The following is an 11,179-nucleotide window of genomic DNA, read 5'->3' on the forward strand; positions in this document are numbered from 1 at the left end:
GGCCGCGGTCATGCCGCCACCGCCGTGCGCTCGGCGAGCACTTCTTCGTAGTGCTCGATCAGCTGGTCGCCGACGGCGTCCCAGGTGCGCCCCTGCACGGCGGCGCGCCCGGCGGCTCCGTAGGCGGCCCGCAGCCCCGGGTCGGCGGCCATCGCCCACACCGCGTCCCGTACGGCGGCGTCGTCACCGGGCCGGACGAGGCTGCCGGTGCGTCCGGGGACCACCAGGTCGAGGGGTCCGCCCACGGCGGGCGCGACGACGGGCACGCCGCTGGCCATGGCCTCCTGCACGGTCTGGCAGAAGGTCTCCAGGGGGCCGGTGTGTACGAAGACGTCCAGTGAGGCGAAGATCCGGGCGAGTTCGTCGCCGGTGCGGCGGCCGAGCAGCGCGGCCCCGGGGAGCGCGGTTTCCAGGGCGCCCGCGCTCGGCCCGTCGCCCACGACCACGACGCGGACCCCGTCGAGGCCGCACACCCTGGCCAGGAGCTCGACGTGCTTCTCGGGGGCGAGCCGTCCTACGTAGCCGACGATCAGTTCGCCGTTGGGGGCGAGTGCGCGGCGCAGGGCGGCGTCCCTGAGCGCGGGCCGGAACCGGTCGGTGTCCACGCCGCGCGGCCACAGCCGCACCCGGGGCACGCCGTGCGCCACCAGGTCGGTGAGGGCCGCGGTGGACGGCGCGAGGGTGCGGTCGGCGGCGGCGTGCACCGCACGGATGCGCCGCCACGCGGTGGCTTCGCCCATGCCCACGTACGTACGCGCGTAGCCGCCGAGGTCGGTCTGGTAGACGGCGACGGTGGGCAGGTCCTTGCGTACGGCGGCGGCCATGCCGCGGGCGCCGAGGACGAAGGGGCTCGCCAGGTGGACGAGGTCGGCCTGGTGCGCGCTCAGCGCGGCCGCAAGGCGTCGGCTCGGCAGCGCGACCCTGACCTGGGGGTATCCGGGGAGAGGCAGGGACGGCACGCGGACGACGGGGCACGGGGAGAGGGTGTCTGCGGTGTCGTCGGCGGCGCCGGCCGAGGTGGCCGGGGCGACGACGAGCGGATCGTGACCGCGCGCGACGAGCTGCCGCGCGGTCTGCAGGGCGCAGTGCGACACGCCGTTGATGTCGGGGGGAAAGGATTCGGTGACGATGACGACACGCATACCCGTGTTGTCGTCAGACGGGGCGTGCCCACGTCAAAGTGGATCTTTCCTGACGTGGAACGTCCCATGAGCGTTCCGCACCGCGGGATCCGGCCATTCGCCGCACGCGGGGACGTTCCGTACTGGGCGGGAGCGGCGAGCGGGGTTCCCGGCACCGTGGCCGCGTGCTGGCCGCGTGCGGCGAGCGACGACTACGTGGCCCGTGCGGCGGTACGTGACGCTCCGCATCGGGGGGTGCGGTGCGCGAAGCGTCTCCCCCGCGGCAGCGCACGGGCCCGGCGTCCCGCAAGGGTCGGTGCCCACGCGACGCATCCCGCCCCCGCGTCGGATGCGGCATGCGGAACATCGCCCCGTTCGGCACCGGGCGAGTGCGGCATGCGGGACAGCACCCCCCGCGCAGTGCAGCTCCCCCTGCCCGGTGCACTCCCCGTCGTCCCGCGGAGCAGCCGGGGCACCCACAGGGCACCCGCCGCACCGCGCCAAGCGGCTCCGCTCACACAGCGGGCGCGTCCGGCCCGATACGGCTCCGTACCGCCGACTGCACGTCGTCCTCCTCGGCGGGATCCGCCGCCAGTCTGCGGAGGCGGTTGACGACGCGGGCGTCGCCGGTCTCGGCGTGGCGGGCGGCGACTTCGCGGGTGGACTCCTCGCAGTCCCACAGGCACTCGACGGCGAAGCCGGCGGCGAAGGAGGGGTCGGTGGCGGCCAGCGCGCGGGCGGCGCGGCCTCTGAGGTGGGAGGAGGCGGTCTCGCGGTAGACATGGCGCAGGACGGGCGCCGCGCAGCCGATGCCGAGGCGTCCGGCGCCGTCGACGAGCGGCCACAGGGTCGACTCGTCCGGGCCGTCACCGCGCACCGCCTCGCGCAGCGCGGCGAGCACGAGCTGGCTGTCCTGGGCGCCGCCGCGGCAGGCGAGGACGCGTCCGGCGGCCGCGCCGAGCGCGTCGGGCCGGCCGGCCCACTGTCGGGCCCGGTCGACGGCGGCGACGGAGCGCATCCGCTCGAACGTCTCGGCCGCGATGTCGACGACGGCACGCGAGGTGCTCTGGGCCGCTTCTTCCAGGAGGTCGAGCACGTCGGGATCGTGGGTGTCGGCCAAGTACCGCAAGGCGGTGCCGCGTGCCCCGTCCGTGCCGTGCCGGGCGGCCCGCACGATCTCGGCGCGGTCCTCGGGCCCGGCGACGGCGGTCAGGCAGCGGGCGGCCGGCACATGCAGCGCGGCCCCCCGGTCAAGGCCTTCCTGGGCCCAGTCGAACACGGCCTGGACGCTCCAGCCGGGCCGTGGCCCGGTCGGTTCCATCTGGCGCTGCCAGCGGTCGAAGGAGCCGCGTTCGCCGGCGGCGCGCACACGGGCGCCGATCCCGGGGCGCGGATCGTCGGCCCACAGCCGCCAGGGCCGCGGCTCGAAGGCGTCGCGCACGGCGGTGGCCAGGGCGGCCTCGCCCTCGGCGTCGGCGGGGAATCTGGCGAGCACGGGCCCGGCGAGGGCGCGCAGGCCCGCGTCGTCGTCTCGCAGGGCCAGCTCGTCCAGGGCCCAGGCCCAGTTCGCGCCGTACTCGGCGTACCTGCGCAGCAGTCGCAGCGCGTCCAGCCTGTCGTACGAAGCGAGGTGGCCGAGGACCGAAAGCGCGAGCCCGGTGCGTGAGTCGTCCGGGTCGAGCGTGTCGTCGGGGTCGAAGAGGTGGCGCTCGATGGCGCCGAGCCCGCCGTTCAGATCGAGGTAGAGACGGGCGTAGTACAGGGAGCGGTTCTCCACCTGCCAGTCGTGCCGCGGATCGTGCAGCACACAGTGGTCGAGGGCGGAGAGCGCCTCGGACCGTGGCGCGGTGAGGGCGTGCAGCGTGCCGTCGCCGCGGCCCCGCTGCAGCAGGCCGAGCAGCGTACCGCTGGGCGCTATGACCGGTTCGAACATGGGAAACAGCCTCACATCAAGCGTCGACGCAACCGGGAATCCGCACTACCTGGCCGTGCGCCAACACGTCGGGCCGCCCGCCGTCTCTTGCTTGCTGAAGACCATCTTCCTCTGCCTCTCGTCGGTGACCCGGAGGTTCCCGGACGCCAAGTCCGGGGTCGGGCCGCTCACGGTCCGCGCGCTGCGGCAACATCTGCCCCGACGTCGCGTCCGTGAATCACGTCGTCATGATGACCCAGCGGTTCAGCCCGCCGCGACCACATTTCCGGCGCCCCCGTCGTGCCAGGTCGCGTACCCCGCTCAGGCTGCCCCGAACAGCCCGAGCAGCTCGGTCTTTTGGAACATGCGCGCGGTGTCGATCGCCGAGGGGGTGCCCGCGGCCGGATCGGCGCCGCCGTCGAGCAGCGCCCGCACCACGTCGTCGGAGCCCTTGAAGACGGCGCCGGCGAGCGGCGTCTGGCCCTTGTCGTTGATGCGGTTGGCGTCCGCGCCGCGCTCGATGAGGGCGCGCACGGCGGCCGCGTGGCCGTGGTAGGCGGCCAGCATCACGAGCGAGTCGCCGCTGTCGTTGGTGAGGTTCGCGGGCACGCCCGCGTCGACGTACGAGGCGAGGGCGTCGGTGTCGCCCGCCCGGGCCAGATCGAAGATCTTGCCCGCCAGCTCCACGACCTCGGGGTCGGGGGCTTCACTCATGGTGTGACCGCCTTTCGCGCTCGCGTGACTCAGGGGTGACGGCACCCGTACTGGGGGTGACCGCACCCGCACCGCCGCCGTTCCTGCGGCCGTACGAGTGAATCGACAGGGTACTGCCCGTCACGGCACATGACCGACCGCGTCGGAGGCAAAGATCAGCGCGGCCGGACGACGCGGCCCGAACCCGCTCGCGCACGCCTCAACAGCCCACCACCATCCGGGCGAAATAACTGAAATATCCCCCATTTGCAGCTTTTATCGCATGGATACATGCTGTGAGCCTGGAAGTACTGATGGTGACTGTCCCCTCACTCAGGAGAACTCCCATGGTCCTGTCCATCTCGGGCGTCGTGCTCCTCGGCATCATCGCCTTCCTGTTCTTCCGCAAGGACGGGCTGAAGGCCTCCCACGCGGTGGTCTGCGCCCTCTTCGGCTTCTTCCTCGCGGGCACGGCCATCGCTCCGAGCATCAAGGCGGGCAGCGCGAGCCTCGCGAGCCTGCTCGGCGGGATCAAGTTCTGACGGCTTTCCTCACCACCACTTCCAGGAGACCGACGTGGCCCGGCGCCCCCTCCCCCGCATCCTGAGCACCGGCACCGCCCAGATCGCCCGGAGCCGGGAGCACATCGCGCGCAGTCGCGAGGTGGCCCGGTCGGCCGCCGACAGTGCCACCGACGTCCTCCACCCGCTGATCACCATCACGCGCGGGCTGCGCCGCCTCGCCGGAGCCGGGCGGCGCAAGTGGGCGGCGACGCCCAAGGAACGGCGCGGTTCGCTGCTGTTCCTGGTCGCTTCTCTTGTTCTCGTCGTGGCACTCATCCCCTACGGTCCGCTGCTCGCCGCCATCTGCCTGATGGCGGCAGCCGCCTGGACCGGGCGTGAGCGCACCGCGCCGGCCCCCTCCGGCCCGGACGACGCCCAGGTCCAACGGCTGCAGTCGCTCTACGAAGCGCTCGTTCCGTACTTCTCCGTCCCCGAGGACCCGAGCCCGCTGTTCGCCCACGGCGGCGAGTGGGACAAGGCCTTCACCTCGTACGCGTTCGACGGCGACGGCCGGATCGCCCACCTGGTGATGCGTTATCCCACGTACTTCACCGACGGCGAGACCGCGTCCCGCGCGCGGATCGAGCAGGTGCTGCACGCCAAGTCGGGGCGCGGCCGCGAATACCACTTCGCGTGGGACGAGGAGGGCAACACCCTCGCCGTCACCGTGCTCCCGCCGCTGCCCACCGACATCGCCGCCCAGCGCTTCGTCACCGCGCCCGGCGAGACCGTCCTCGGCTTCACCGACCCCACCGCCGTGCAGCGCACCCTGCCCGTGGCCGACGGCGACGAGCAGCGCGACGTGCCGCCCGTCGTGTGGCGCACGGGCATCCGCTCCACCGAGCCGCACCTGCTGGTCCTCGGCCGCCCCGGCAGCGGCACCACGACCCTGCTGCGCTCCGTCGCCCTGCAGGCGCTTCAGTACGGTGACGTCGTCATCGTCGAGGGCAGCGGCACCGGCGACTACGCCTGCCTGACCGGGCGCGAGGGCGTCCTCGCCGTCGAGTGCGGGCTCGCCGGGGCGCTGGCCAGCCTGGAGTGGGCGGCGCACGAGACGGAGCGCCGCCTCATCGCGGCGAACCGGGCCCGGCAGGCGGGCCACCCGCCGCCCGACGACACCAGACGGCCGCTGTGGATCCTCCTCGACCGCCCGAGCGTCCTCGGCCACCTGGCCGCGGCCGACGGCCACCGGGATCCGCAGTCACTGCTCCAGGTGCCGCTGCGGCACGGGCGCGCGGCGGGCGTCACCGTCGTGGTGGCCGAGCAGTTCGACGGCGTGGACGGGCTCACCGATTCCGTACGCCAGCACACCCGCGCGCGCGTGCTGCTCGGCCCGGCCACCGCCGACCAGGTCGAGGAGGTCCTGGGCGCGGTCCCGCACACGACGCCCACGGCGGACATGCCTCCGGGGCGCGGCTACGCCCGCCTGGGCACGGGCCCGGTCCTGCGCCTCCAGGTCCCGGCGACCCCCGATCCGTACGACGACGCCACGAGCGACACCCACCGGCGGGCCGTCCTCGACCTGCTCCCGGGCCGCACCACACCGGCGGACGCGAACCTGGCCCCGGCGGCGGTCGCCGAGGGCTGAGCCCGCGGCGCGTACAGCACACCCGCCACGTACAGCACGCCTCATGCCACGAACGTGTGCGGCCCCTCCGCCCCCGACCCCGCGCCCGTCCCCGCCTGAACGAGCCGCACCGCCGCCGCGAGCCGTACCGCCGCCTCGTCCGCCAGCGGCCCGCCGACGGTGAACGGCAGCCGTACGTACCCCTCGAAGGCGCCGTCGACGCCGAAGCGGGGGCCCGACGGCACCCGGACGCCCACGCGTTCGCCGACCTCGGCGATGCGGGAGCCGGACAGGCCGCCGGTGCGGACCCACAACGTCAGCCCGCCGCGCGGCACTTCGAACTCCCAGTCGGGCAGCTCGCGGCGCACGGCGGCGACCAGCGCGTCGCGGTTCTCGCGCGCCTGCGTCCTGCGTACGTCCACGGCCTGCTGCCAACCGCCGGTGCTGAGCAGCCAGTTGAGGGCAAGCTGCTCCAGGACGGGGGTGCCGAGGTCGGCGTACGCGCGGGCCGCGACCAGGCTGCGGATCACGTCGGGCGCGGCACGCACCCAGCCGATGCGCATGCCCGCCCAGAAGGCCTTGCTCGCCGAGCCGACGGTGATGACGGTGGAGCCCGCGGGGTCGAACCCGCAGACGGGGCGCGGCATGGCGAATTCTTCGTCGTCGCCTTCGTCGAGGCGCAGTTCGCTCATGGTCTCGTCGACGACGAGTACGGTCCCCGCGTGCCGGGCCGCGTCGACGAGGCGGCGGCGCTGGTCCTCGTCGGCGAGCGCGCCGGTCGGGTTGTGGAAGTCGGCGACGACGTACGCGAGCCGGGGCGCGGCATCGCGCAGGACCTGGCGCCAGCGGTCCATGTCCCAGCCGCCGAGCCCCTCGGCCATCGCCACGGGGACCAGGCGCGCGCCCGCCTCGCGCATGAGCTGGAGGATGTTGGCGTAGCTCGGCGACTCGACCGCGATGCGTTCGCCACGACCCGCGAAGAGGTGACAGATCGCGTCGATGGCGCCCATCGCGCCGGTGGTGACCATGATCTGTTCGGGCATGGTCGGTATCCCGCGCGCGGTGTAGCGCTCGGCGAGCATGGCGCGCAGCGCGGGCAGTCCGGCCGGGTAGTCGCCGTGGGTATGGGCGTAGGGCGGGAGCTCTTCGAGGGCGCCCTGCACGGAGCGGGTGAGCCAGGGCTCGGGCGCGGGCAGGGCCGCGCAGCCGAGGTCGATCATGGAGCCGAGCGCTTCCGGGGGCAGCGGTTCGAGGCCGCGCGCGGGCAGCGGGTTCCCTGCGGGTACGGCGGTCCAACTGCCCGCTCCCCTGCGGGACTCCAGGAACCCCTCGCTCCGTAGCGCCTCGTACGCGGCGGCGACGGTGGTGCGGCTCACGGCGAGCGCCACGGCCAGCTCGCGCTCGGCGGGCAGCCGGGCGGCCACGGGCACGCGCCCCTCCAGGACGAGGAGCCGGATACCGTCGGCAAGGGCGCGGTAGGCGGGCGGGCGGCGGGTGCCCGCGCCCGCGGGACGCGCCTGCTGGGAGGTGAGCAGCCGGGCGAGCTGGGTCGAGCCCACCGCTGATGTCCACTGAGCCATGATCCCAGTCCACCTTCATCGAATTGGCCATGGTTGGCGTCTTCTGCCAAGCCACAGAGTGTCATGAGTCAGGCCACTACCACTACGGGGGCTTCTCTTGTTCAGGGCGAAATCAGGTCGGCCCACTACGGGATCGCGCGGCGGGCGCCACCTCACACGGCGGCTGTGCCAGCTGTACGTCGGTCTCGCCCTGTACGGCGCCAGCTCCGCGCTCCTGGTGCGCTCGGGTCTCGGCCTCGAGCCGTGGAACGTGCTGCACCAGGGCATCGCCGAGCGCATCGGGATGTCGATCGGCGTCGTCTCGATCTTCGTGGGCGCCGCCGTGCTGCTGCTGTGGATCCCACTGCGCCAGCGCCCGGGGCTCGGCACCGTGTCGAACGTCTTCGTGGTCGGCCTGGCGATGGACGGCACCCTGGCCCTCGTACCGGACGCGCACGCCCTGGGCATCCGCATACCGCTCCTGGTGGCGGGGATCGTGCTCAACGGGGTGGCGACGGGCCTCTACATAGCGGCCAGGTTCGGGCCGGGTCCGCGCGACGGCCTGATGACGGGGCTGCACGAGCGCACCGGCCGCTCCATCCGGTTGATGCGCACCCTGGTGGAGGTGGCGGTCGTCGTCACCGGGTTCGCGCTCGGCGGCACCCTCGGCGTGGGCACGGTCGTGTACGCCCTGGCGATCGGTCCGCTCGCCCAGTTCTTCCTGCGCTTCTTCGCCGTTCCCACGTCTCCGGAGAGCCGCGTCGTGGCCTCCGGAGAGCCATCGGAGCAGGCGATACTGCAACGGTGACCACGCGCGTACGCCATCCCTACCTCGACCACCCCGGCCCCCTCGCCTTCGCCCACCGCGGCGGAGCGGCCGACGGCCTGGAGAACACCGCGGCCGCCTTCAGGCGCGCCGTGGACGCGGGCTACCGCTACATCGAGACGGATGTGCACGCCACGTCGGACGGCAGGCTCGCGGCCTTCCACGACGCGACGCTCGACCGCGTCACGGACGCGACCGGGAAGATCGCGGACCTGCCCTGGAGCGAGGTGCGGCAGGCCCGCGTGGCGGGCAGCGAGCCGGTGCCCCTCTTCGAAGACATGCTGGAGGCGTTCCCCGACGTCCGCTGGAACGTGGACGTGAAGGCCGAGCCGGCCCTGCTGCCGCTCCTGGAACTGATCGAGCGCACCCGCTCCTGGGACCGCGTCTGCGTCGGCTCGTTCTCCGAAGCACGCGTTTCCCGCGCCCAGCGCCTCGCGGGACCGCGCCTGGCCACGTCGTTCGGTACGCGCGGTGTGCTGGGGCTGCGGCTGCGCTCCCTGGGCGTGCCCGCGACCCCGCGCGTCTCGGCGGTGTGCGCCCAGGTGCCGGAGGCCCAGTCGGGGGTCCGGGTGGTCGACCACCGCTTCGTACGCACCGCCCACGCGCGCGGGCTGCAGGTCCACGTCTGGACGATCAACGACGCCGAGCGCATGCACACCCTGCTCGACCTGGGCGTCGATGGCATCATGACGGACCACATCGAGACGCTGCGCGACGTGCTCAAGGACCGGGGGACCTGGGTCTGACCGCCGGGGGCCGCGTCGGACTGTGTCGGATCGAGGGTCCACGGGGACCCCGGCGACAGCGAGGATTCACGGTTTGAGCACCGACACCGCGCGGACGGCGGCAGCCGACGAGTCCGCGCAGCGCCGGCGCGAACAGCGCGGCTGGTACTTCTACGACTGGGCGTGCTCGGTCTACTCGACGAGCGTCCTGACCGTCTTCCTGGGCCCCTACCTCACGGAGATCGCCAAGTCCGCCGCGGATCCGGACGGCTACGTCCACCCGCTCGGCATCCCCGTCCGCGCGGGCTCGTACTTCGCGTACACGGTCTCCGCGTCCGTCGTCGTGTCGATCCTGGTGATGCCCCTCGCGGGTGCGGCGGCCGACCGCACCGGCCGCAAGAAGCCGCTGCTGGCCGCTGCCGCCTATCTGGGGGCCGCGGCGACGGCGGGCATGTTCTTCCTGGACGGCGACCGCTATCTCCTGGGCGGCCTCCTGCTGATCGTCGCCAACGCCTCGCTCGCGGTGTCGATGGTGCTCTACAACGCCTACCTCCCGCAGATCGCGCCGCCCGAGGAGCGCGACGCGGTGTCCTCGCGCGGCTGGGCCTTCGGCTACGCGTCGGGCGCGCTCGTGCTGATGGCGAACCTGGTGCTGTTCCTCGCCCACGACAGCTTCGGCGTCTCCGAGTCGACGGCCGTACGGATCTGTCTGGCCTCTGCGGGCGTCTGGTGGGGCGCGTTCACGCTCGTGCCGCTCCGGCGGCTGCGCGACCGCAGGAAGGAGCCGTCGGCGGCGGCCGCGCACGGCTGGGGGCAGCTCGCGGCGACGGTGCGCGACATGCGCCGCCATCCGCACACGCTCGCGTTCCTGCTGGCGTACCTCGTCTACAACGACGGCGTGCAGACGGTGATCTCCCAGGCATCCGTGTACGGCTCCGAGGAGCTGGGACTCGACCAGTCGACGCTGATCGTGGCGGTGCTGCTCGTGCAGGTGCTCGCGGTGGTGGGCGCCCTCGCGATGGGCAGGATGGCTCGCACATACGGTGCGAAACGCACGATTCTCGGCTCGCTCGCCGCGTGGACCGTGACGATCGGCGCGGGATTCTTCCTTCCGGCGGGCGCACCGGCGTGGTTCTTCGTGCTCGCCGCGGGCATCGGACTCGTCCTCGGCGGCACGCAGGCGCTGTCGCGGTCACTTTTCTCGCATCTGGTGCCACCCGGGAAAGAGGCCGAGTACTTCTCCGCGTACGAGATCAGCGACCGGGGCATGGCCTGGCTCGGGCCGCTGATCTTCGGCCTGACGTACCAGCTCACAGGGTCGTACCGGGACGCGATCGGGTCGCTCGTGGCGTTCTTCGTGATCGGATTCGCGCTCCTCGCACGCGTTCCCGTACGGCGTGCGGTGCGCGACGCGGGCAATCCCGTACCCGACAGGATTTAGCAACGAGCGGCGAAGGCCGGTAGTGTACGCGTTTGGCCTGCCAGGCGGACCGTTACTGCGCGCTGAGGATTCAGAAACGCTGGGTGACATCTGCTGCCAGATGTGACAAACCGGGCGCTGGTGGGTACAACAAGGGGCGGCATACGACGGCGACGCATGACCCTGAACGGGAATCTTTACCGCCGACCGGACGTTGACCGGATGACGACGACAGCGACACCTGTCCTGTGGGCGACAAGCCCGGGAGGCACGATTCATGAGTGAGCGAGCTCTTCGCGGCACGCGCCTCGTGGTGACCAGCTACGAGACCGACCGCGGCATCGACCTGGCTCCACGCCAGGCCGTGGAGTACGCATGCCAGAACGGACATCGTTTCGAGATGCCGTTCTCGGTGGAGGCGGAAATCCCGCCGGAGTGGGAGTGCAAGGTCTGCGGGGCCCAGGCACTTCTCGTGGACGGCGACGGACCTGAAGAAAAGAAGGGGAAGCCTGCGCGTACGCACTGGGACATGCTCATGGAGCGCCGCACTCGAGAAGAACTCGAGGAGGTACTTGAGGAGCGCCTCGCGGTTCTCAGGTCCGGTGCGATGAATATTGCGGTGCATCCGCGCGACAGCCGCAAGTCCGCGTAAGCGCACTGGACCGCGGAGCGGAGACACGACGAGGGCGGGCCCGCTGCTTCGGCAGCGGGCCCGCCCTCGTCGTGCGTGGTGCCCCCCCCCACGGGGGCTCCGCCCCCGGACCCCCGCTCCTCAAACGCCGGAGGGGCTATC

General features: G+C 72.8%; 10 protein-coding genes. 6 read left to right on the plus strand and 4 right to left on the minus strand.

Annotation, left to right across the window (positions count from 1 at the left end; genetic code table 11):
- Positions 1-8 precede the first annotated feature (8 nt).
- The 3 genes from IEY91_RS25615 to IEY91_RS25625 form a co-directional block, all read right to left on the minus strand.
- Positions 9-1,142, minus strand: coding sequence for a glycosyltransferase family 4 protein (locus IEY91_RS25615; RefSeq protein WP_189175858.1), 1,134 nt, complete (start codon positions 1,140-1,142; stop codon positions 9-11).
- 493 nt (positions 1,143-1,635) lie between these two features.
- A complete protein-coding gene (locus IEY91_RS25620; protein WP_164326481.1) occupies positions 1,636-3,054 on the minus strand; it encodes a HEAT repeat domain-containing protein in 1,419 nt (472 codons plus the stop codon).
- Between the two features lie 300 nt (positions 3,055-3,354).
- A complete protein-coding gene (locus tag IEY91_RS25625; RefSeq protein WP_164326480.1) occupies positions 3,355-3,747 on the minus strand; it encodes an ankyrin repeat domain-containing protein in 393 nt (130 codons plus the stop codon).
- Positions 3,748-4,073: 326 nt separating this feature from the next.
- Between IEY91_RS25625 and IEY91_RS25630 the strand changes: the two genes are divergently transcribed.
- Together IEY91_RS25630 and IEY91_RS25635 are read left to right on the plus strand one after the other, a co-directional pair.
- Positions 4,074-4,268 carry a hypothetical protein gene (locus tag IEY91_RS25630; protein ID WP_016642855.1) on the plus strand — a complete coding sequence of 65 codons (195 nt, stop codon included), beginning with the start codon at positions 4,074-4,076 and terminating at the stop codon, positions 4,266-4,268.
- Positions 4,269-4,302: 34 nt separating this feature from the next.
- On the plus strand, positions 4,303-5,877 hold the full coding sequence (locus tag IEY91_RS25635) for a hypothetical protein (RefSeq protein WP_164326479.1): 1,575 nt from the start codon (positions 4,303-4,305) through the stop codon (positions 5,875-5,877).
- A gap of 41 nt (positions 5,878-5,918) precedes the next feature.
- On the opposite strand, the gene IEY91_RS25640 is transcribed toward IEY91_RS25635, so the two are convergent.
- Positions 5,919-7,436, minus strand: a complete 1,518-nt coding sequence (locus IEY91_RS25640; protein ID WP_189175859.1) for an SCO1417 family PLP biosynthesis transcription factor — start codon at positions 7,434-7,436, stop codon at positions 5,919-5,921.
- 97 nt (positions 7,437-7,533) lie between these two features.
- Here IEY91_RS25640 and yczE point away from each other — a divergent pair, with 97 nt between their 5' ends.
- The 4 genes from yczE to IEY91_RS25660 all read left to right on the plus strand — a co-directional run bounded on the left by yczE (position 7,534) and on the right by IEY91_RS25660 (position 11,038).
- Complete coding sequence (yczE, locus tag IEY91_RS25645) at positions 7,534-8,223, plus strand: membrane protein YczE (protein WP_164326477.1); 690 nt, start codon at positions 7,534-7,536, stop codon at positions 8,221-8,223.
- A complete protein-coding gene (locus IEY91_RS25650; RefSeq protein WP_189175860.1) occupies positions 8,220-8,987 on the plus strand; it encodes a glycerophosphodiester phosphodiesterase family protein in 768 nt (255 codons plus the stop codon). The genes yczE and IEY91_RS25650 overlap by 4 nt, the downstream gene beginning before the upstream one ends.
- A gap of 73 nt (positions 8,988-9,060) precedes the next feature.
- On the plus strand, positions 9,061-10,407 hold the full coding sequence (locus IEY91_RS25655; protein WP_189175861.1) for an MFS transporter: 1,347 nt from the start codon (positions 9,061-9,063) through the stop codon (positions 10,405-10,407).
- Between the two features lie 256 nt (positions 10,408-10,663).
- Positions 10,664-11,038: an RNA polymerase-binding protein RbpA gene (locus IEY91_RS25660; protein WP_030360404.1), complete on the plus strand. Its 375-nt coding sequence runs from the start codon at positions 10,664-10,666 to the stop codon at positions 11,036-11,038.
- The last annotated feature ends 141 nt before the right edge of the window (positions 11,039-11,179 follow it).

The sequence above is a fragment of the Streptomyces lasiicapitis genome, from assembly GCF_014646335.1.
Taxonomy (GTDB): Bacteria; Actinomycetota; Actinomycetes; order Streptomycetales; family Streptomycetaceae; genus Streptomyces; species Streptomyces lasiicapitis.

What these genes read in the sequence shown, in the direction of transcription:
- IEY91_RS25630 (WP_016642855.1), top strand. Translation starts at nt 4,074, where the DNA reads ATGGTCCTGTCCATCTCGGGCGTCGTGCTCCTCGGCATCATCGCCTTC.
- IEY91_RS25615 (WP_189175858.1), bottom strand. Translation starts at nt 1,142, where the DNA reads ATGCGTGTCGTCATCGTCACCGAATCCTTTCCCCCCGACATCAACGGC.
- IEY91_RS25660 (WP_030360404.1), top strand. Translation starts at nt 10,664, where the DNA reads ATGAGTGAGCGAGCTCTTCGCGGCACGCGCCTCGTGGTGACCAGCTAC.
- IEY91_RS25640 (WP_189175859.1), bottom strand. Translation starts at nt 7,436, where the DNA reads ATGGCTCAGTGGACATCAGCGGTGGGCTCGACCCAGCTCGCCCGGCTG.
- IEY91_RS25620 (WP_164326481.1), bottom strand. Translation starts at nt 3,054, where the DNA reads ATGTTCGAACCGGTCATAGCGCCCAGCGGTACGCTGCTCGGCCTGCTG.
- IEY91_RS25625 (WP_164326480.1), bottom strand. Translation starts at nt 3,747, where the DNA reads ATGAGTGAAGCCCCCGACCCCGAGGTCGTGGAGCTGGCGGGCAAGATC.